Here is a 20,374-nt window from a genome sequence, read left to right as displayed (position 1 = left end):
CCCGATGCCGGTTTGACAAAAGCCCGCCACGAGCAAGGCTTAACAAGGTGAATGAGCGGTGCGCCATTTGCCATCAACCAAGTGAGACAAGTATGAAAATGGAAAGTCCTACCCCGATTCAGTGGCAATTCTCCGAGCGCGCACAACAGCTGCAAAGCTCGGCCATCCGTGAAATCCTGAAGGTGACAGCCCGTCCGGAAGTCATCTCTTTCGCGGGCGGATTGCCTTCTCCCGAAACCTTCCCGGTCGAGCGCATGCGCGCCGCCTTTGACACCGTGTTGTCGAAGCAGGGCAAGGTCGCACTGCAGTACGGTCCCACCGACGGCTATGGCCCGTTGCGGGAATGGATTGCCAATTCCTTATCCACCGACGGCGCCAAGATCGTGCCCGAACAAGTGCTGATGGTCTCCGGTTCTCAGCAAGGCCTCGACCTGCTGGCCAAGGTCCTGGTCGATGAAGGCAGCAGGGTCCTTGTCGAGACGCCTAGCTATCTCGGCGCGCTGCAGGCATTTTCCGTGTACCGCCCCGAATTCGTTTCCGTTCCCACCGATGAGTACGGCCTCCTTCCCGAGAATCTCGCTGCCGTCGGCAAGGGAGCCCGTCTACTGTACGCACTGCCGAACTTCCAGAATCCGACCGGTCGGACCATGCCGGTCGAGCGCCGTATCGCTCTTGTCGAAGCTTGCGCACGCCTGGGCCTGCCGCTGATCGAAGACGATCCGTACGGCGCACTCAGCTATCGCGGCGAACCGCTGCAAAAGCTGCTGACCATGAACCCGAACGGCGTCATTTATATGGGATCGTTCTCGAAAGTCCTGACGCCCGGTATTCGCCTCGGCTATGTCGTTGCCCCGGTTCCGCTGATCCGCAAGCTGGAGCAGGCAAAGCAGGCCGCTGACCTGCATACCGCGACACTGACACAAATGGTGGTCTATGAAGCGATCAAGGACGGCTTCCTGACCGAGCACATCCCGACCATCCGCAAGCTGTATGCGGACCAGTGCAATGCGATGCTGCAGGCACTGACGGAATTCTTCCCGTCCTCGGCAACCTGGACCAAGCCGGAAGGCGGCATGTTTATCTGGGTGACACTGCCCAAGCATATCAACAGCATGGAATTGCTGGATGAAGCGATCGAGCAACTGGTCGCCTTTGTCCCCGGTGCGCCGTTCTATGCGAACACGCCGGAAAACAATACCCTGCGCCTGAGCTTCGTGACGGTTCCGCCAGCGAAGATCCGTGAAGGTGTGGAGCGTCTTGGCAAGCTGATTGCGAAAAAACTGTAAGCTTGTACATCGCTGCTGCGCATGTGGATTCGCAAGGTGATCCACGGTGAATGAAAAAATGCCCCGACAGGGGCATTTTTTATAACATTGCTCACGTCCGAAGCACGATTGAATTATCTCGACCGGACCGGTCATCTGCTTCCCCATTACTTCAAATAGAAAAAATCTATGTTGTACTTTTCCTGAAATCAATGCTTTGAGGAAACTCTTTTGTTAGACTCGCCTGAGACCCGGTGCTTTTCCCGGGCATGCATCTACACAAGAGTGGTCAATGAACATTTACGGCACCAGCGGCAACGACAATCTCACGGGAACAGCAGGTAACGACGTTCTATACGGGAACGCTGGCAATGACTCCCTGGACGGTGGCGCGGGTAGCAACGCCCTGTACGGCGGTAACGGCAATGATTTCTATATCATCCGCAATCGCTTCGATTCGATCTGGGATTCTGCCGGAACCGATAGCGGCATCATTTACGCTGACTTCTACAAGACGAATGAGGGCGTAGAAACCTGGACGTGGGCCAGCGGAGTACAAAAGCTGCCGTACTGGATCGACTCACTGGTGCCGGGAACCGCGCCAAGCTTCCCGTCGCTGCTGAAGGGCGGCAAGACCATCTACTACACCTTCCCCACCGCTGCGCCTGCTCACTTTACGGCGGAAGACGCCTACGGCTTCAAGGCTTTCACAGCACAACAACAAACTTTTGCACGACAAGCCTTCGCATACATCTCCAGCGTCATCGGCATCCAGTTTGTCGAGACGACCAATCCTGCAGCCGCCAATACCATCGTCCTGGCAAATAATGTACAGACCGGATCGGCAGGTTACGCGTATTTCCCGTTTGACGACTATCAGGGCAGCGATGTGCTGCTCAACTACACGGGCAGCAGCGCGCGCAACCTGACGCCGACCAATGGTGATTATTCTGCGTTGACGCTGATTCATGAACTGGGCCATGCACTCGGTCTCAAGCATCCGTTCACGTCTGTCGATTCGCTTGGCAATGCTAGCGACGGGCCGGCACTTCCCACCGCGGAAGATACCTCGCAATGGACGGTGATGAGCTATAACAGTCGCCCGGCGGAATACAACTTGCGCTACTCGCCGCTGGACATCGCCGCGCTGCAATACCTGTACGGACCGAGCACTACCGCACAGACCGGGGACAATGTGTACACCCTGAGCGCGACTGCGCCAAACTTCATCTGGGACGGCGGCGGTATCGACAGCCTTGATGGCACCAATACCACGCAGGGCGTCACGCTGTATCTCGAGCCGGGTTATTGGGGGTACCTGGGCAGCAAGGCATCTCTGATTACCTCGTCCGGTCAGGTGACAGTCAATTTCGGTACGGTCATTGAAAACGCCAAGGGTGGGACAGGTAGCGACACCATTATCGGCAATGGCGTCGACAATCATCTCTATGGTTATGCCGGAGACGATACGCTGAGCGGTGGGAGTGGCGACGATGTTCTCGAGGGCGGGGACGGCAACGACTCCTTCCTCGGCGTGTCCGGTGCTGACCTGATTTATGGTGGCGCTGGCACCGACGTGCTGCTGCTATCCTCTGGTATCACAAAAACCCAGGTGCTCAAGCTCCGCAACGATGCAACGCTGGTCACCGACAGCAGCGGCAATGTGGCGGTGTGCCGTAGTGTTGAGCAGATCAAGTTCAGTGACGGCATCCTTGGCGTGAGCGGACTGTCGGCCGGTCCCAGCATTGATTCGATGCTCGGGCAGATCTATGTTGCGGCGTTCCGTCGTGCGCCTGAGACCGAGGGTTATAACTACTGGGCCAAGGATGTCGCTGCACGTGGTTATGTCGCCGTGGCGGACACCATGTTTTCGCTAGACGTTGTCAAAGCGATTTACCCGACATGGATGACGTCGACTGAATTCGTCACAACAATTTACAACAACGTTTTTAACCGTGCGCCGGATACGGAAGGGCTCAACTTCTGGGTGAAGCAACATGCTTCCGCATCACGCGGACAACTCGTGATGGAAATGACCAATGCCGCGCTGGGCTCGCCGGATGGCACTCCTGGCAAGGATTTCTTCCAGAACCGTCTCGACTGGTCGCTGTATGCAGTCAATTATCAGAGTGAGCATCAGCAGGCAATGACCCCCGAGCATTTGGTTACGCTGACCAACAGTGTCGGTGCAGACGGTGCCAGCCTGGCCACGCTGATCGGGCAGGCGGCAAGTGGTGTGATGATTTAATATCAGTAACAGCAAGCAGAAACCGTAGAACAAGCAGGGCGCAAGTCGCACCCTGCAACCTTCTGTTAATTTAATTCGACACCAGGCCAGCCGGCTTGATCTTCGATTCCAGCACTTTGCCCTTGCGTGCCCGCTTGCCGATATGGCCTGTCAGGTCGGATGCGGTCAGACGAAGCTCCTGCGGTTTGCCGCCGCGACCGATGCCGCTCACGGTGACGCCTTTCTGGCTGATCGGTTGCGCCGCCACCAGCTTCTCGTTCTTTTCGAGCTCCATCAGGATCACGCCGCGTCCGCCACCGGATAGGGCCTTGATCTCGTCCATGCCGAACACCAGTAGTTTTCCCTTTTCGGATACGCAGGCGATCGCGCTGGCATTGGCGGTCACCGGACGGGGCGCGACAGGTTCGTCGCCTTCGTCCAGCGTCATGAAGGCCTTGCCGGCCTTGATGCGACTGACCATTTCGCCGGCCTTGGCGGTAAAGCCGTAGCCCGCCGTCGACGCCAGCAACAGCAGCGTATCGGACGGCCCGACGAAGTAATGCAGCAGCCGTGTGCCGCTCGCCAGTTCGATCAGGGTGGTGACCGGCACGCCGTCACCGCGGGCGCCCGGCAGGGATGTCACGGGCACCGAATAGATCCGTCCATTCGAACCGAAGGCGAGCAGCGTATCGACAGTACGGCATTCGAACGTGCCGTACAGGTTGTCACCCGCCTTGAACGTGAACTGCGCCGGATCGTGACCATGGCCGGTACGCGCGCGGACCCAGCCCTTTTGCGAGATCACCACGGTGACCGGTTCGTCGATGACTCTTTGCTCCACACTGGCGCGTTCGGCTTCCTTGATCAGCGTGCGACGGGCGTCACCGAATTGCTTGGCATCGGTTTCGATTTCCTTGATCACCAGTCTCTTCATTGACGCCGGATTGTCGAGCAGGTCGTGCAGAGTGGTCTTTTCCTTGCGAAGTTCATCCAGTTCCTGCTGGATCTTGATGGCTTCGAGGCGCGCCAACTGGCGCAGCCGGATTTCAAGGATGTCCTCGGCCTGACGGTCCGACAACTTGAAGGCTTGCATCAGGGCCGGTTTGGGCTCGTCGGACTCGCGGATGATGCGGATCACCTTGTCGATGTTCAACAGGACGGCTTCCCGGCCTTCCAGGATGTGGATGCGGTCGTCGACCTTTTTCAGCCTGAACTGGGTGCGGCGGGTGATGGTCGCAAAACGGAAATCGATCCACTCGCGCAGGATATGGGTCAGACCCTTTTGGCGCGGACGGCCATCACCGCCGATCATCACGAGGTTGATCGAGCTGCCGGTTTCCAGCGAAGTCTGGGCCAGCAGGATGTTCATGAACTCGGTCTGGTCCTGGTTCTTCGACTTGGGTTCAAGGACCAGGCGTACCGGCGCATCCTTGCCGGATTCGTCGCGCACCGTGTCGAGCACCGACAGGATCATCTGCTTGGTCGCCAGTTGCTCGGGCAGCAGCGATTTTTTGCCGGTCTTCACCTTCGGGTTGGTCAGTTCCTCGATTTCTTCCAGCACTTTCTGGGACGAGGTGCCCGGCGGCAGCTCGGTAATGACCGCCTGCCATTGTCCGCGTGCCAGGTCTTCGATTTTCCAGCGCGCGCGCACCTTGAGCGTGCCACGACCGCTCTCGTACATTTCCGAGATTGCGGAGGTCGGCGTGATGATTTGTCCGCCACCCGGGAAATCCGGGCCGGGGATGAATTCCATCAGTTCGGCATGTGTCAGTTTCGGGTTGCGAATCATCGCGACCGCGGCCTTGGCAACCTCGGTCAGGTTGTGCGACGGGATTTCCGTTGCCAGGCCGACCGCGATACCGGATGCGCCGTTGAGCAGGACGAAAGGCAGGCGTGCCGGCAACAGCTTCGGCTCTTCCGAGGTACCGTCGTAGTTGGGCGCAAAGTCGACCGTGCCCATGTCGATTTCATCGAGCAGCAGGCGGGAGATCGGCGTCAGGCGCGCTTCGGTATATCGCATCGCCGCGGCACCGTCACCGTCTCGCGATCCGAAGTTGCCCTGTCCATCAATCAGTGGGTAGCGCAAGGAAAAGCCCTGGGCCATGCGCACTAGCGCGTCATACACGGACTGGTCGCCGTGCGGATGCAGCTTGCCCAGCACGTCGCCGACCACGGCTGCGGATTTACGCGGCTTTGCGGTGGCGTTCAAACCGAGTTCATGCATCGCATACAGAATGCGACGCTGCACCGGTTTCTGGCCGTCGCTGACGTCGGGCAGGGCGCGTCCCTTGACGACCGAGATTGCGTAGTCCAGATAGGCGCGTTCGGCAAAAGTCGCGAGCGTCAGCGCTTCGCCGTCGCCAGACGGCATCTCATCAAACAGAGTGGCTTGTTCAGTCATTATGTTCAGAATTTATTCGAGTGCGGATGCCGGCATGTTGCGGCGTCCGGGTATGGTCATATGTATGCGCTTCGCGCCGGACATTTCGCCGGCTAACGAAGCAGAAGCAATGGCCAGCGTCTGTGCGGCCGGCTTGTACATCAGGTAAAACTGCTTGACGATCTGCACATAGTTGCGCGTTTCCGGATAGGGCGGGATCGCATTGTTGTACTTCTGCACCGCGCCCTCACCAGCGTTATACGACGCGATCACCAGTTCCGGCCGGGATGGAAACAGCTTGTGCAGGTCGCGCAGGTAGCGCGCCGCCAGCCGGATATTGGTTTTCGGGTCCGTCAGTTTTTGCGCGATGCTGCGTTTGCGGTCGCCTTGCATACCGTAGCGTTCCGCAGTTGCCGGCATGATCTGCATGAGTCCGATGGCGCCCTTGGGCGATACCGCATACGTGTTGAAGCCTGACTCGGCCGCCATCACCGCTTTCAGCAATGCCGGATCGAGAGAGAATTCCTGCGCCGCGTCATGCACCAGGGTTTCCACTTTCTTCAGGCCGGGATGGCCGGAGAGATACGCCGACAATGGCGTTTCGATCCGCTCAGCCGATGCGACCGACGCACCAGGTTGCGAGGTATCAAACGATGTCGTCCCCCGCAAATAAAGCTGATAACGCGCGTCGATTTTTTCGGTGGAGAAATGCGCGATGCCCTCCGCATCGACGTAGCCATAGATGTCGGCTCGCGCGGGCAGCGCGGCCAACATCAGCAAGGTCAGGCAAAGGGCAGCGAGAAGTCGCATCGCGTGTTTTGGCTTGGTTTCGGCTTAGATATCGGCTTCCGCTTCGTTGCCGTGCTCTTCCAGCCATGCGCGTCGGGCAGCGGCTTCGCCTTTGCCCATCAGCATGTTGAAGCGCAATTCGGATGCGGCAAGGTCAAAGTCGCCAAGCGACACGGGCAGCAGGCGGCGGGTATCCGGATTCATCGTGGTTTCCCATAACTGCTCGGCATTCATTTCACCCAGGCCTTTGAAGCGCGAAATTCCCCAGCTGCCATCCTTCAGTCCATCCTTGCGCAGCTTGTCTTCAATCGCTTCGAGTTCGCCATCGTCAAGCGCGTACAGCTTCTGCGCCTGCTTCTTGCCGCGTGCCGGCGCGTCGACACGGTACAGCGGCGGACGGGCAACGCAGATATGACCGCGCGCGATCAATTGCGGAAAATGTTTGAAGAACAGGGTCAGCAACAGCACCTGGATGTGCGAACCGTCGACGTCCGCATCGGAGAGGATGCAGATCTTGCCGTAGCGCAGGCCGCTCAGGTCGGGCGTATCGTTCGGGCCGTGCGGATCGACGCCGATCGCCACTGCGATGTCGTGGATTTCATTGTTGGCGAACAGGCGGTCACGCTCGGTTTCCCAGGAGTTGAGCACCTTGCCGCGTAGCGGCAGGATGGCCTGGAATTCCTTGTCGCGGCCCATTTTGGCGGAACCGCCCGCCGAGTCGCCCTCGACCAGGAAAATCTCGTTGCGCGAGATGTCATCGGATTCACAGTCGGTGAGCTTGCCGGGCAGGACCGCCACACCCGACGATTTCTTTTTCTCGACTTTCTGGGCGGAGCGCAGGCGGGATTGCGCCTGCTTGATCACCAGGTCGGCCAGTTTCTTGCCGTAGTCGACATGATGGTTGAGCCACAATTCGAGCGCCGGCCTGGTATAAGTCGACACCAGGCGGACAGCATCGCGCGAATTCAACCTTTCCTTGATCTGTCCCTGGAACTGCGGGTCCAGCACCTTGGCTGAGAGCACGAAAGAAACACGGGCAAACACATCTTCCGGCAGCAGCTTGACGCCCTTGGGCAGCAGCGAGTGCATTTCGACGAAGCTCTTGACCGCGCCGAACAAGCCTTCCCGCAAGCCTGCTTCATGCGTGCCGCCTGCTGGAGTCGGGATCAGATTGACATAGGATTCGCGCACCACGTTGCCGTCTTCGGTCCATGCAACTACCCAGGCGGCACCTTCACCTTCCGCAAAACCTTCCACGTCGTTGCCGGCGTACTGCTGGCCTTCGAACAATGGGATCAGCGGTTCGGCATGCGAAGCCTGGGCCAGCGATTCGACCAGGTAGCCGCGCAGGCCCTGGTCGTATTGCCAGGTCTGGGTGTCGCCGTTTTTGGCGTTCGTCAGCGTGACTTTCACGCCGGGGAGCAGGACTGCTTTCGAACGCAACAGGCGCTGCAATTCCGCGCCGGGAATCACGGGGGAATCAAAGTACTTCGGATTCGGCCAGACCGTGACGCGGGTACCGGATTTTTTCTCGTCCTTGGCGAGCGGGCGGGATTTCAGCTTTTGAATCACATCGCCGTCGGCAAATGTGAGCTGGTGCATGCCGCCTTCGCGCCAGACAGTGATTTCCAGCCGAGTGGAAAGGGCATTGGTGACCGAAACACCGACGCCATGTAAGCCGCCGGAGAAGGAATAGGCGCCGCCCGATCCCTTGTCGAACTTGCCACCCGCGTGCAGCCGGGTAAACACGATCTCGACCGTCGGGACCTTTTCTTCGGGGTGCAAGCCGACCGGGATGCCGCGGCCATCGTCTTCCACGCTGACGCTGCCATCGGCATTCAGGGTGACCATGATGTTCTTGCCGTGTCCGCCGAGGGCTTCGTCGGACGCGTTGTCGATGACTTCCTGAATGATGTGCAGAGGGTTTTCGGTACGGGTGTACATACCCGGCCGCTGCTTCACCGGCTCAAGGCCCTTCAGGACCCGGATCGACGATTCGCTATATTCGGAGGCGGAGGATTTTTTAGTTGCCATTCAAGTGAGAACGCCAAAGATGCGGTTATTTCCAGAGGGAATGTATTTAAACATAAGTCCCAGCATTCTAATGAAAAACGTGCCGGGCGTTGAGAAGAAACGCGCTTGCCGGAGGCCCCGGCAGAACCAACTGTATCTGGGGGCGCAATGGCGGTATGCAACGCTTTTGTGTCGTTTGAGGATAAAAAACCATGAAGTGGGTCAGTGTAGTTTCGGACGCCGTTTGTGATCGATTTTTCATGGTTGCAGGAAGTTTCAGTAGTCCGGCACCACAAAATGTTTATAAAATGAAACCCTATGCCGAATACCATCTTTCCCTTTGCCGTGCGCCCAATCGGCTTCTCCGATGAGGAAGAAGCCGGGTTCGACGTCGCCTTTGCAGAAGGCCATGGCAAAGGATACGGGTATTTCAGGCTGGCGGAGGACAATCTTCAGGATCCTGATCTGTATGTGGTCAATGCAGAACAGCTGAAGGCAATGATTATCCTGTCCGATCTGCGGGCCAGCGATGTCCGGCCGGCACTAATGGTTGGCACACCGCAGATTGACTTGCCGTATCCACAGATTGCCCGTCCCCTCGAATGGGATGCATTTTTTGTCGCGCTGGACGATCTGGTGGAGAAAAAGGCGGATGCACTTGCCCGACTGGAAGCGTCGGATGTGGTCGTCGTTCCGGAGCGCCGCCGTCGGCAGAGACTGGATATTGACCTGACCGATCCGGCTGAGTACGAAAAGATGCGGACAAAAATCCCCGAAGATGGCGTAGTCCTCATCGTCGACAAGAACACCGCGTCCCGCGATTACCTGTCCGATTTACTGGCACGGCAGCCAGGGCAGGTGCCGGTGCCAGTGCTATGGGCAGGTGATGAAATGGCGGCAGTCGATATTTGCAAACAACAGCCGATTGCCGTGGTGCTGATCAATACCTCGACGCCGGGTGTCGATCCCTACCGTCTTTGCTGGGGTATCAAGGAAAAAGACTCGCCGGTGAAAACCACGGTCATCCTGCTGATCAGCAAGCCCTTTGAGTACGACAGGGAGCAGGCCCATTATGTTGGCGTGGAAGGTTTTCTCAACAAGCCGCTGGCCAGCAATCACCTGATTACGGTACTGAAGAAGTATTTGCCATCGGCCAGATAATCGGGCGCATCAGGCAGGTGCGCCGCAGCCGGGAAGGCATCCCGGCGTGCTCGCCAATATTTGCTTATTTGCTAAGCAGTCGCATGCCGCGTTCCAGGCCTTCGATGGTAACCGGGAACATCCGGTTGTTCATCAGCTGACGAATTACTGCAATCGACTGGCGATACTGCCAAAGGCCTTCCGGTTCCGGATTGAGCCAGATGAACTTCGGAAACGTGCTGGTGAAACGCTGCAGCCATTCCGCGCCGGCTTCCTCGTTGTTGTACTCCACCGAACCGCCCGGCTGCAAAATCTCGTACGGGCTCATGGTCGCATCGCCAACGAAGATCACTTTGGTATCCGGTGTGTACTTGCGCAGGATGTCCCATGTCGGAAAGCGCTCCGCATGCCGGCGCCGGTTGTTCTTCCACAGGTAGTCATAGACACAGTTGTGGAAGTAAAAGAACTCCATGTTCTTGAATTCCGTTTTCGCGGCCGAAAACAGTTCCTCGGTACGGGCAATGTGGTCGTCCATCGTGCCGCCGACATCCAGCAGCATCAGCACCTTGATGTTGTTCTTGCGTTCCGGTTGCATCTTGATGTCAAGGTAGCCGGCATTGTTGGCGGTGGCGCGGATCGTATCGTCGAGCGCCAGTTCTTCTTCGGCGCCTTCACGCGCGAACTTGCGCAGACGGCGCAGCGCAACCTTGATGTTACGGGTGCCGAGTTCACGCTCATCGTCGTAATCGCGATAGGAACGCGCTTCCCATACCTTCACCGCGGTACGGTTGCCGCCTTCGCCGCCGATGCGTATGCCTTCCGGATTCTGACCGCCGTTTCCGAACGGGGATGTGCCGCCGGTGCCGATCCATTTGTTGCCGCCCTCATGGCGTTCCTTCTGCTCCTTCAGCAACTCCTTCAGGCGGTCCATCAGTTTGTCGTAGCCAAACTTCTCGATGGCAGCCTTTTGCTCGGGAGTCAGTTCGCGCTCCATGCGTTTTTGCAGCCACTCGAGCGGGATCTCGGGATGCTTTTCAAAGATCGCATCGATGCCGCGGAAGTACAGGCCGAAGGCCTTGTCGAACTTGTCGTAATGCGCCTCGTCCTTGACAAGAGTGGTCCGGGACAGGAAGTAAAAATCGTCGAGCGAAGGACTGATGACGTTCTTTTGCATCGCTTCGAGCAGGATCAGGAATTCCTTGATCGACACCGGGATCTTGGCATCCTTGAGGGTAAAGAAAAAATCAATCAACATGGGACTCTCCTGCCTCCAGTTTGAATTGCAGGTTGGTTTTCACTCCCGGCCATTCATTGCGGATGATGCTGTACACGACGGTGTCGCGGATGCGGCCATCGGCCATGATCATGTGATTGCGCAGCACGCCGTCACGCTTGGCGCCGAGGCGCTCGATCGCTGACTGCGAACGATGGTTGAACCAGTCAGTGCGGAATTCGACCGCGATGCAGTCGAGCTTCTCGAACGCATGTGTCAGCATCATCAGCTTGCATTCCGTATTGATGCCGCTGCGCTGCATGCTCTTTGCATACCAGGTGCCGCCGATCTCGACACGGCGATGCGCTGCGTCGATGTTCAGGTAGCGGCTGCCGCCGATAATGCGTCCGCTCTTGTTGTCACGCACCGCAAATGGAAAGGCGAGGCCGCGCTCACGCAATGCGAGCAAGCCGTCGATGTAGTCCTGTACGGCTTCCGGCTTCGGCACCATGGTGAAGAAAAGCTTCCACAGTTCGCCGTCCTGGACAGCGACGCGGATTTCGTCCGCGTGCTGCGGCGCCAGCGGCTCCAATGTCGCATACCGTCCCTGCAGCGTGACCTGTTCAACAAAATTCATGGACTATTGCCTCGGTGCCTTAACAACGGTTCAACGATTGGTACGCGACATGAATACCAGGCGTTCAAACAGATGCACGTCCTGTTCATTTTTCAGCAGCGCGCCATGCAGCGGTGGGACGATGCTCTTGGCATCCTTGCTGCGCAGCGCTTCCGCCGGAATGTCTTCCGCCAGCAGCAGCTTGAGCCAGTCGAGGAGCTCGGATGTCGACGGCTTCTTCTTCAGGCCGGCGACTTCACGCACTTCGTAAAAGGTCTGCAGCGCTTGAGCCAGCAAATCCTTTTTCAGATCGGGGAAGTGAACGTCGACGATCTGCTGCATCGTGTCCTTGTCCGGAAACTTGATGTAATGGAAGAAGCAGCGGCGCAGGAAGGCGTCCGGCAATTCCTTCTCATTGTTCGAAGTGATGATCACCAGCGGGCGATTTTTTGCCTTGACCATCTCGCGTGTTTCGTACACGTAAAACTCCATACGGTCGAGTTCGCGCAGCAAGTCGTTCGGGAACTCGATGTCGGCCTTATCGATTTCATCAATCAGCAGCACAACTTGTTCATCCGCCGTAAAGGCTTGCCACAACACGCCTTTAACGATGTAGTTGTGAATGTCCTTGACTCGTTCGTCGCCGAGTTGCGAATCGCGCAGTCGCGACACCGCATCGTATTCATACAAGCCCTGCTGGGCCTTGGTGGTGGATTTGATGTGCCACTGGAGTAGCGGCATGCCCAGCGCAGCGGCGACTTCTTCCGCCAGCATGGTCTTGCCCGTACCCGGCTCGCCCTTGATCAGCAGAGGGCGCTGCAGCGTCAGCGCCGCATTGACGGCGAGCTTCAGGTCGTTGGTGGCTACATAATTTTGGGAACCTTCAAAGCGGGTATCTTGTCGCATGGCGGGTGTTGTCCAGAAGAAGTAGAAGAAACAAGAACAAGTATAAGCGAGAACGCGGAGGCCGGCAGAACGCCCGAAACGCTCGGGGTACGCCGAATTTGCTCACTTTTCCCACCAGATAGCCACAACATGAAAATATCCCTGATGAAGTTAAAGGTGATCTGGCGTCGTTTCCGACGCAGCTCACCGGCATACAACGACCATCATCTCCGTTATGTGGCGCAAATCCAGGCGCTGATGCGTCGCGCCGATCCTTTCGCTTCGTGGAACGAGCGCGCAAACTGGATGATCGATATCGCACAATGGCTCAGAATGACGCCACGCGATGGCATCCCTGACGCCGACACATGGGAGCGGCTGAGGCATCAGCGCACACGCTTTCTGCTTGATTGGCTGGACCGCAACCGCGATACCAAAAGGATTGTGCAGGCGACATTGCAGAAAACGCTGCGCGAGGCGGTTGGTCCCGAACTGTTCTGCGTTACCGGCCTGCCGCGCGAGCCGGCTTTTTTCAGCGAACTGTGGGAGCGCGTCATTCGCATGCTGCTGCCACGTCCGCCGGGTAAGCAGGATTTGTCAACGCTCTTCACGGCAATGTTTCCCAAGCCCGCCGATGCCGACTGGCTGCTCGGTCTTGATCAAAATACATTGACGCGCATCTGGAAGCTCTGTGCCGATGAAGCGATTGCGCACAACTATCGTCAGCAAATCGATGAAGCTTTAACCTATCTGGTGTCGATGGTCATTGCGGTCGGCGTCAGTTCCGAATTCCGGCAGCGCCTGGAACCACGAATGCCGCTACAGGCAACGCCTTTCTTTGCCTTGCGACGCGAACTTGAAAAATACCTGCTCTCCGGCGTGCATGACGAGTCCTCCCTGCGCAGCGTACGCATGCTGATTGCCGTCTGTCAGGCGCAGACGGATCGCATCTACGCCGATCTGGATGAGCATGGCGTATCGGTCAGCCTGGTTTATCGGGTCGAGCGCATGCGCGCTCAATTGAACCGTATGTCGCGACTGATCGACTTGCGCTCCGCGCTGCCCGAGGAAGAGAGCGCGGCACAGGTTCATGCTTTGCTCATCGACCTGATCGAAGCTCATCATCACCGCGCCTCTGTGCAGGGCTTGGCCGGGCGGAGTTTTTCTCTGTTGGCGCGCAAAATGGTCGAGCGTAATGCCGACCATGGGGAGCACTACATCGCACGCGACCGCACTGAATACCGCGCGATGTTCAAAGCGGCTTTGCGCGGCGGCACGCTGACTGCCTTTACCGTACTGGTCAAGGGCATCCTTCCCGCCGGAGGTGCCGCACGCTTTTTCGAGGGTGCATTCGCGTCGCTCAATTATGCGTCGAGTTTCCTCTTGATTTCAGCAGTCGGGGGTACGCTCGCGACCAAGCAGCCGGCCATCACGGCGCCAGCCTTGGCGGCAAAGATGCAGTCGCTGGACACCCTTGAAGGTTTGCGCAAGCTGATGCAGGAAATCGCCTACCTGTTGCGTTCGCAGGCTGCTGCCGTGTTTGGCAACCTGATTGCTGTCATTCCGGCGATGCTGGCCATTTCCCTGGTGTTTATCTACGCGGTCGGCTCGCCGGTCATGGACCCGGTCAAAGCCACGGCATCGATAAACAGTTTTTCGCTGGTCGGCCCGACCCCGCTGTACGCGGCCTTTACCGGGGTGCTTCTCTGGATATCCAGCCTGGCTGCCGGTTTTGCCGACAACTGGTTCGCGTTGCGCAAGGTACGGGAATCCATCACGCATCATCGCCGCCTGGTGCACGCACTGGGTACGACGCGGGCGGAGCGGTGCGCGAAGTGGATCGAAAGACACGTTGCCAGCGTGTCCGGCAATGTGTCGCTTGCGGTCTTGCTCGGCATGTCTCCGGTGCTTGCGCAATTTTTCGGGCTGCCGCTGGATGTCCGGCACGTGACCCTGGCAACCGGCACGCTTACGGCTGCGGTCGCCAGCCTTGGATGGCATGTTCTGCTGACACCTGAGTTCTGGCTGGCCGTCTTCGGCATCCTGGGTATCGGCGCGCTGAATGTGGGTGTTGCGTTTGCCTGTGCGCTCGCGCTGGCATTGCGTGCGCGCGACGTCCCGCGGCGCGTGCAACGACTGGTGTATCGCTCGGTGCTGCGGCGATTCGCGGCGTCGCCATGGCTGTTCCTGTTTCCGGAGCGGCGCGAGAGCAGTGTGGAAGCCTTGCCGACGCAGCCTGCCGTCGAGCAGCCGCCCGAAGAAGAGCGGCGTACCGGATCCGACCGGTGACAACTGCAATTTCCCGGAGAGTTTGCGTCCCGTCATGGCGGCGTGGACTCCCCGGGAGTCTTAATGTAGAATTAAGCGGTTTTGGTGCGTGAAAGCAACAACCGTCTGTTTCAGCGGCCGCGCTTAAAGTTTATCCGCCAGCGATTCGACCGGCGCCGTCCGCGAACCCGATTTACACCAGTCTGTCTACGGTGCTCGGGTCAGTCGAATCCCTTGCGGATAAGTTTTGAAAATTCGTATTAATTACCCAGCTATCATGAAAAAAATCTTTGCGCTTCTCGCGCTTGCGGGTGTTGCGAACTTCGCTGCCGCGGCAGACATCGTCGGCAACGCCAAGGCAGCAGAAAATAAGGTGGCAATGTGTATCGGCTGCCATGGCATCCCCGGTTACAAGGCTACATTCCCCGAGGTCTATCAGGTGCCCATGCTGGGTGGCCAGTCGGCCAAATATATCGAGAACGCGCTGAATGCGTATAAAAAGGGCGAGCGCAAGCATCCAAGCATGCGCGGCATCGCTGCCGGCCTGTCGGATCAGGATATCGCCGATGTGGCAGCCTATTACGCACAGCAGAAATAAGAGGGGACCGATAATGAAAAAGATTCTCGCAGGCGCAGCCGTGCTGCTGTCGTTCAACGCATTCGCCGCCGGTAATATCGAACAAGGTAAGGCCGCAGCTGAAAAGTACAATTGCGCTTCCTGTCACGGCAAGGACTACAATTCACCCATCGATCCAAGCTATCCGAAGCTTGCGGGCCAACATCAGGATTACCTGGCTGTAGCGCTGACTGAATACAAGCGTGGTGCCGATGGCGCCAATGGCCGCGGTAATGCAATCATGGGTGCGCAGGCAAAACCCCTGTCCCGTCAGGACATCCAGAACATCGCCGCTTACCTGCACAGCCTGCCTGGTTCGCTGGTACTGCGTAAATAAAAACAAAAACGCTCGAAGTCAGCTGCGATACAACAGCGGTATTACAGCGACACAAAAGCGTGCCGCAAGCCAGTCCCTACAAAATGCCACGCATGTCGTGGCATTTTTCGTCTCCGGGTTCAGGAAACAATAGTTTTCCTGGCCGGCTGCATTGTCAGTCCCTTCACTTCGCTGCTTTATTTCCTTTTGGCACCGCCTTCCCGCCTTCCCACCATGCGACTGGCCTGTCAATAGTCTGGTGACAGCTTCCGCATGGCTGGGCTGACAGTTGAACACTCCCGCCTGGATGATATCCAAGGCAATAGAGGGAAACGATTGTGCCGCGCCGGTATAAGCTGGCCGCGGTTGGCATTCTTATCAAGGTAAGGAGGTTGATATGAAACTGGATGAGCTGAAGCAAGGACTGACGTCGTTCTGGGATTCGATGGCGGAAGGCTGGCAGCATATGCGACAGTCGGCATCCAGCGCGCTGACGCGCTTCAAGCCCGGCGATACGACCAGCCTTCCTGCGCGGACCGAGGTGGACGACGCGTTTTTCATACCGTCAGGTACCTGGTCGATGTTGGGAGGCGACTTATTTGAAGACGAAAAGCGCGTGATCGTCAAACTGGAGATTCCTGGCATCGACAAGAGCGACCTCGATATCGAGGTGCAGGATGGAACCCTGATCGTCAATGGCGAGAAACGTTTCGAGCGTGAAAGTACCGAAGGCCGTTACCGCGTGCTGCAATGCGCGTACGGCGGTTTTCGCCGTGTATTTCCATTGCCGGTTGCCGTGATTGCGGACCAGGCGCAGGCGACGTATCGCAACGGTGTGCTGCGGGTGGAGTTACCCAAGGCGGATTTTGAAAAACCGCGCAAGATGTCGATCAAGGTTGAATGACGGTCGGGCAAAAGTCGGCTGTGGTACACCGGTTGTGCAACGGAAGCGGCCTGGCGATCAGCGCCGCTTCACACACTCGATATACGCTACGCCATCCGGCGGCATGCCGCTGCGCTGCGAATTCCAGATCATTTCACCGAGGCATTCCATCATTTCGTGATGCGCGTCGTGTTCAGACCCTAATCGCTGCGCCAGCCCGAGAAAGGCTGCGCGTATTCCCGGCGGCTGGTCGATAGAAATCTGTTCCGCGATGGACAGATGCATGGACAGATGCAGGAAGGGATTGCTTTGCCCGCGTTCGACCGAATAGTCAGCAGCCAGCGCGTTTTCGACATCCGACAGATCATCCTCATATTCCTGATGCTGGACGATCCAGTCGCGTGCAATCGCTTCCAGCGGCGTCAGAATTTCGTTCGCGCGCACCTTGCGAAAAGTTTCGCAAAAGAAGCGACGAACGTCATGTTGTGAAGGGGTAAACATCGTCAATGGCTCAGCCGTAAAAACAAGGCGTCATTGTATCGCCTGCGTCCGATGACGGCAGGCGATACGCCAGCGTGCCCGCATTGCAGACTTCTCTAAACCTCTAAACCTCTAAACCTCTAAACCTCTAAACCTCTAAACCTCTAAACCTCTAAACCTCTAAACCTCTAAACCTCTAAACCTCTAAACGCCTTTTTCAGGCAGCGGCGTCTTGTCTTTGTACTCGCAAAGATCGGCAATGATGCAGTTCCAGCATTGCGGCTTGCGCGCGATGCAGGTGTAACGTCCATGCAGGATCAGCCAGTGATGCGCATCGTGCCGGAATTCATCCGGCACAAACTTGAGCAGCTTCTGCTCGACCTCATCGACATTCTTGCCGGGCGCGAGGTTGGTACGGTTCGACACGCGGAAGATGTGGGTATCCACCGCGATGGTCGGCTCACCGAATGCGGTATTCAACACCACATTCGCCGTCTTGCGGCCCACCCCAGGCAGGGCCTCCAGCGCTTCACGCGAACGCGGCACTTCGCCACCGTGCTGCTCGATCAGAATGCGGCAGGTTTCGATGACGTTCTTTGCTTTTGTGCGATACAGCCCGATCGTCTTGATGTAGGTTTCGAGCTCCTCAACACCCAGCGCGTAGATGGCAGCGGGCGTGTTCGCGACCGGGTAGAGCCTGCGGGTCGCCTTGTTGACCGATACATCGGTGGCCTGCGCCGACAGGATGACCGATATCAGCAGTTCGAAAGGCGTCGTGTACTCGAGTTCGGTGGTTGGATGGGGATTCGCTTGGTGGAAGCGTCTGAAAATTTCCAGGCGTTTTACGGCGTTCATTGCTGGTCGTTCGCTTGTTCGTCGAGCTTGCTGTTGATATCGGCAACCTGCTTGCGCACGCCACGCGATAAGTCGTTCATGGTGGTCGTCGCCGGCGCCGGCATGGCGGCCATCTTTTCTTTCTGAAGGCGGGCGCGCTCCATTGCTGCCTGGATGATGGCTTTTTTACGCTCCTGCGCCGCCTTCTCCTCGGGTGTCAGCGTCGATTCGGCTTCTACCGCCTTCAGTTTCGCGGCGGCTTTTGCTGCCAGGCGTGCATCGTTTTCTTCCTTGTCACGACGCAGGCGAAAAATCCTGAACTGATGCCGCTCACGGGCGGCGTCGGCTTGTTGCTGCGACCACGCCGCCCAGCCGGTCTTGCCTGGCGTGAGGTCGACCATCGCAATGCAATCGACAGGGCAGGGCGCGACGCAAAGATCGCAACCGGTACAGAGATCCGGAACCACGCTATGCATATGCTTGGCCGCGCCGACAATGGCATCGACAGGGCAAGCCTGAATGCACAACGTGCAACCTATGCACAAGGATTCATCGATCACGGCAACCGGACGCGGCCGTTCGACACCATTGACTGGATTGAGCGGAATGACGGGTTTGCCGAGTAAAGCGGCGAGACGCGCCACACCTTCCATGCCACCAGGCGGGCACTGGTTATAGTTGGCGTCACCAGCGGCGACCGCTTCGGCATAGGGACGGCAGGCGGCATAGCCGCATTTTGTACACTGCGTCTGCGGCAACAGGTTTTCGATCTCGTCGGCCAGGGTGGGAATGTGGGACACGGCAGGTTTTGCGGGGAAAAAGACGATTATCCCGGGAAACCGCTGCTGCCACAAATAAAAAAGCCGTTCGCTATCTGCGAACGGCTTTTTCGGAGAGCTATACGTCCAGGCGTTGAATCAGGAGTTGGCCTTGATAAATTCGCCAATCTTCGGACAGATCACTTCGCGCCAGCGGCGGCCGGAGAAAATGCCGTAGTGACCGCACTTGGGTGCGGTGAAGTGTTGTTTCTTCGACTCGGGAATGCTCGAGCACAGATCATGTGCTGCCTGGGTCTGTCCAGTGCCGGAAATATCGTCAAGCTCGCCTTCAATCGTAAACAACGCGACGTTCTTGATGTCCTGCGGACGTACCAGTTTGCCTTCGACTTCCCAGGTGCCTTTGGGCAAGTTGAATTCCTGGAATACCGTCTTGATCGTCTCAAGGTAATACTCGGCTGGCATATCAAGGACCGCGTTGTACTCATCGTAGAACTTGCGATGTTCTTCCGCCGACTCGTTGTCGCCTTCGCGCAGATGCATGTAGAAATCCCAGTGGCTTTGCGCATGGCGGCCAGGGTTCATGGCAACAAAGCCGGCATGCTGCAGGAAGCCGGGATAGACCTTGCGGCCAAAGCCGGGATAGTTAGGCGGGACGCTGTAAATGACCTTGGTCTCGAACCAGGAGTAGGGCTTTTCGGTTGCCAGATCATTCACCTGCGTCGGTGAACGGCGCGGGTCGATCGGGCCGCCCATCATCGTCATGCTCTTGGGCAGCTTGGGATCGTTGGCGCTGGCCATCAGCGAAATCGCGGCCAGCACCGGCACAGTCGGCTGGCAGACGGAAATCACATGCACGTCGGGGCCAAGGCGGCGGATGAAATCCTGCACGTAATAGATGTAATCGTGCAGGTGGAAAGCGCCGTCGCTCATCGGCACCATGCGGGCGTCGGTCCAGTCGGTGATGAAAACGTCATGTTCCGACAGCAAGGCGCGTACGGTATCGCGTAGCAGTGTCGAGTGGTGGCCAGACAGTGGCGCGACCAGAAGCACCGTTGGCTGCTTGAGGCTGGCAAACTGTTTGCTGCTCAGGTCTTTCTTGAAATGGATCAGGCGACAGAAAGGTCTCTGTTCCTCGATTTCTTCGAGCACGCCAACCGGTTTGCCGGCGACGGGAACGGTTTTGATACCGAACTCCGGCTTTTCGTAATCCTTGCCTAGTCGGTACAGTAATTCGTAGCCGGCAGCGATGCGCTGCGCATAAGGCGTATGCGCAAGAGGCGAGACTGGATTCGTGAAGAGCTTGGCAGAGGCTTCCGCCCATTGAATAAGCGGGTTCAGGAAAGTCCGATTCAGCTCGTGGAATTGATAAAGCATAGTGGCCTCTTTCAGGGGGGTACCGGTATCGCTAGATTCTGCAGCGAAATTTTCCTTGCTGCAATGCATCATTTACAATTTTCGGTTGTTTTCGTCAAAAAATAGTCTGACCGGTCGGTCGGATTTTGCCAAACAATCAAGACATGCTTGATGAACGCTCAGCGTTCACCAGACCAGCTCTTTCCGATAAGTAACATAGCACAGAAATCAGCAGCGGCAGCAACGGACTAGAACACCTTCTGTATCTTGGGGCCCTGGCTACTATATGAGTCCGTTAAAGCTTCTAGCAAGATACA

The 20,374-nt window shown here is 57.5% G+C and carries 17 protein-coding genes; 7 read left to right on the top strand and 10 right to left on the bottom strand.

The features are described from left to right. Positions 1–92: 92 nt before the first annotated feature. The gene (locus tag ASE07_RS09055; protein ID WP_057290472.1) at positions 93–1,286 is read left to right on the top strand and encodes an aminotransferase-like domain-containing protein; all 1,194 of its coding nucleotides are present in this window, start codon (positions 93–95) and stop codon (positions 1,284–1,286) included. Between the two features lie 271 nt (positions 1,287–1,557). Beyond that, positions 1,558–3,513 (top strand): DUF4214 domain-containing protein, encoded by a 1,956-nt coding sequence (locus ASE07_RS09050; RefSeq protein WP_057290471.1) that lies wholly within the window; start codon positions 1,558–1,560, stop codon positions 3,511–3,513. A gap of 70 nt (positions 3,514–3,583) precedes the next feature. On the opposite strand, the gene parC is transcribed toward ASE07_RS09050, so the two are convergent. The 3 genes from parC to ASE07_RS09035 are packed head-to-tail and all read right to left on the bottom strand — an operon-like array spanning position 3,584 to position 8,695. Beyond that, positions 3,584–5,893: a DNA topoisomerase IV subunit A gene (parC, locus tag ASE07_RS09045; RefSeq protein ID WP_057290470.1), complete on the bottom strand. Its 2,310-nt coding sequence runs from the start codon at positions 5,891–5,893 to the stop codon at positions 3,584–3,586. Between the two features lie 12 nt (positions 5,894–5,905). Continuing rightward, positions 5,906–6,682: a lytic transglycosylase domain-containing protein gene (locus ASE07_RS09040; RefSeq protein ID WP_057290469.1), complete on the bottom strand. Its 777-nt coding sequence runs from the start codon at positions 6,680–6,682 to the stop codon at positions 5,906–5,908. A gap of 24 nt (positions 6,683–6,706) precedes the next feature. Next, complete coding sequence (locus tag ASE07_RS09035) at positions 6,707–8,695, bottom strand: DNA topoisomerase IV subunit B (protein ID WP_057290468.1); 1,989 nt, start codon at positions 8,693–8,695, stop codon at positions 6,707–6,709. Positions 8,696–8,992: 297 nt separating this feature from the next. Here ASE07_RS09035 and ASE07_RS09030 point away from each other — a divergent pair, with 297 nt between their 5' ends. Continuing rightward, entirely contained in the window at positions 8,993–9,835 is an 843-nt protein-coding gene (locus tag ASE07_RS09030; protein ID WP_057290467.1) for a response regulator, read from the top strand. Between the two features lie 64 nt (positions 9,836–9,899). Here the strand turns inward: ASE07_RS09030 and ASE07_RS09025 are convergent, their stop codons facing one another. The 3 genes from ASE07_RS09025 to ASE07_RS09015 are packed head-to-tail and all read right to left on the bottom strand — an operon-like array spanning position 9,900 to position 12,549. After that, positions 9,900–11,069, bottom strand: a complete 1,170-nt coding sequence (locus ASE07_RS09025) for a vWA domain-containing protein (RefSeq protein WP_057290466.1) — start codon at positions 11,067–11,069, stop codon at positions 9,900–9,902. After that, the gene (locus ASE07_RS09020; RefSeq protein WP_057290465.1) at positions 11,059–11,664 is read right to left on the bottom strand and encodes a GNAT family N-acetyltransferase; all 606 of its coding nucleotides are present in this window, start codon (positions 11,662–11,664) and stop codon (positions 11,059–11,061) included. The genes ASE07_RS09025 and ASE07_RS09020 overlap by 11 nt, the downstream gene beginning before the upstream one ends. 30 nt (positions 11,665–11,694) lie before the next feature. Continuing rightward, complete coding sequence (locus tag ASE07_RS09015) at positions 11,695–12,549, bottom strand: AAA family ATPase (protein ID WP_057290464.1); 855 nt, start codon at positions 12,547–12,549, stop codon at positions 11,695–11,697. A 129-nt stretch (positions 12,550–12,678) separates the two neighbouring features. On the opposite strand from ASE07_RS09015, the gene ASE07_RS09010 reads away from it, so the two are divergent. The 4 genes from ASE07_RS09010 (at position 12,679) to ASE07_RS08995 (ending at position 16,632) form a co-directional block, all read left to right on the top strand. Then, positions 12,679–14,817 carry a site-specific recombinase gene (locus ASE07_RS09010; RefSeq protein WP_057290463.1) on the top strand — a complete coding sequence of 713 codons (2,139 nt, stop codon included), beginning with the start codon at positions 12,679–12,681 and terminating at the stop codon, positions 14,815–14,817. Between the two features lie 256 nt (positions 14,818–15,073). Next, positions 15,074–15,394 (top strand): c-type cytochrome, encoded by a 321-nt coding sequence (locus ASE07_RS09005; RefSeq protein WP_057290462.1) that lies wholly within the window; start codon positions 15,074–15,076, stop codon positions 15,392–15,394. A 13-nt stretch (positions 15,395–15,407) separates the two neighbouring features. Beyond that, complete coding sequence (locus ASE07_RS09000; protein WP_057290461.1) at positions 15,408–15,749, top strand: c-type cytochrome; 342 nt, start codon at positions 15,408–15,410, stop codon at positions 15,747–15,749. A gap of 376 nt (positions 15,750–16,125) precedes the next feature. After that, positions 16,126–16,632: an Hsp20/alpha crystallin family protein gene (locus ASE07_RS08995; RefSeq protein ID WP_057290460.1), complete on the top strand. Its 507-nt coding sequence runs from the start codon at positions 16,126–16,128 to the stop codon at positions 16,630–16,632. A gap of 57 nt (positions 16,633–16,689) precedes the next feature. Here the strand turns inward: ASE07_RS08995 and ASE07_RS08990 are convergent, their stop codons facing one another. The 4 genes from ASE07_RS08990 to ASE07_RS08975 form a co-directional block, all read right to left on the bottom strand. Continuing rightward, complete coding sequence (locus tag ASE07_RS08990) at positions 16,690–17,112, bottom strand: DUF1841 family protein (protein WP_057290459.1); 423 nt, start codon at positions 17,110–17,112, stop codon at positions 16,690–16,692. A 183-nt stretch (positions 17,113–17,295) separates the two neighbouring features. Further along, complete coding sequence (nth, locus tag ASE07_RS08985; protein WP_057290458.1) at positions 17,296–17,946, bottom strand: endonuclease III; 651 nt, start codon at positions 17,944–17,946, stop codon at positions 17,296–17,298. Further along, positions 17,943–18,725, bottom strand: coding sequence for an electron transport complex subunit RsxB (rsxB, locus tag ASE07_RS08980; protein ID WP_082584025.1), 783 nt, complete (start codon positions 18,723–18,725; stop codon positions 17,943–17,945). Before rsxB ends, nth begins: the two co-directional genes overlap by 4 nt. Before the next feature lie 117 nt (positions 18,726–18,842). Next, positions 18,843–20,078 carry a polyhydroxyalkanoate depolymerase gene (locus ASE07_RS08975; RefSeq protein ID WP_057290580.1) on the bottom strand — a complete coding sequence of 412 codons (1,236 nt, stop codon included), beginning with the start codon at positions 20,076–20,078 and terminating at the stop codon, positions 18,843–18,845. Positions 20,079–20,374: the final 296 nt, after the last annotated feature.

The organism is Noviherbaspirillum sp. Root189, assembly GCF_001428545.1.
Lineage (GTDB): Bacteria > Pseudomonadota > Gammaproteobacteria > Burkholderiales > Burkholderiaceae_D > Noviherbaspirillum.
The sequence above is the reverse complement of the archived record's forward strand: the minus strand, read 5'-3'. Positions and strand labels throughout refer to the sequence as shown.

Excerpts from the sequence above, each read along its gene's own strand:
- parC (WP_057290470.1), bottom strand. The coding sequence starts at position 5,893 with ATGACTGAACAAGCCACTCTGTTTGATGAGATGCCGTCTGGCGACGGC.
- ASE07_RS09020 (WP_057290465.1), bottom strand. The coding sequence starts at position 11,664 with ATGAATTTTGTTGAACAGGTCACGCTGCAGGGACGGTATGCGACATTG.
- nth (WP_057290458.1), bottom strand. The coding sequence starts at position 17,946 with ATGAACGCCGTAAAACGCCTGGAAATTTTCAGACGCTTCCACCAAGCG.
- ASE07_RS08975 (WP_057290580.1), bottom strand. The coding sequence starts at position 20,078 with ATGCTTTATCAATTCCACGAGCTGAATCGGACTTTCCTGAACCCGCTT.
- ASE07_RS09010 (WP_057290463.1), top strand. The coding sequence starts at position 12,679 with ATGAAAATATCCCTGATGAAGTTAAAGGTGATCTGGCGTCGTTTCCGA.
- ASE07_RS09025 (WP_057290466.1), bottom strand. The coding sequence starts at position 11,069 with ATGTTGATTGATTTTTTCTTTACCCTCAAGGATGCCAAGATCCCGGTG.
- ASE07_RS08995 (WP_057290460.1), top strand. The coding sequence starts at position 16,126 with ATGAAACTGGATGAGCTGAAGCAAGGACTGACGTCGTTCTGGGATTCG.
- ASE07_RS09035 (WP_057290468.1), bottom strand. The coding sequence starts at position 8,695 with ATGGCAACTAAAAAATCCTCCGCCTCCGAATATAGCGAATCGTCGATC.
- ASE07_RS09000 (WP_057290461.1), top strand. The coding sequence starts at position 15,408 with ATGAAAAAGATTCTCGCAGGCGCAGCCGTGCTGCTGTCGTTCAACGCA.
- ASE07_RS09015 (WP_057290464.1), bottom strand. The coding sequence starts at position 12,549 with ATGCGACAAGATACCCGCTTTGAAGGTTCCCAAAATTATGTAGCCACC.
- ASE07_RS09055 (WP_057290472.1), top strand. The coding sequence starts at position 93 with ATGAAAATGGAAAGTCCTACCCCGATTCAGTGGCAATTCTCCGAGCGC.
- ASE07_RS09040 (WP_057290469.1), bottom strand. The coding sequence starts at position 6,682 with ATGCGACTTCTCGCTGCCCTTTGCCTGACCTTGCTGATGTTGGCCGCG.
- ASE07_RS09030 (WP_057290467.1), top strand. The coding sequence starts at position 8,993 with ATGCCGAATACCATCTTTCCCTTTGCCGTGCGCCCAATCGGCTTCTCC.
- ASE07_RS08990 (WP_057290459.1), bottom strand. The coding sequence starts at position 17,112 with ATGTTTACCCCTTCACAACATGACGTTCGTCGCTTCTTTTGCGAAACT.
- ASE07_RS09050 (WP_057290471.1), top strand. The coding sequence starts at position 1,558 with ATGAACATTTACGGCACCAGCGGCAACGACAATCTCACGGGAACAGCA.
- ASE07_RS09005 (WP_057290462.1), top strand. The coding sequence starts at position 15,074 with ATGAAAAAAATCTTTGCGCTTCTCGCGCTTGCGGGTGTTGCGAACTTC.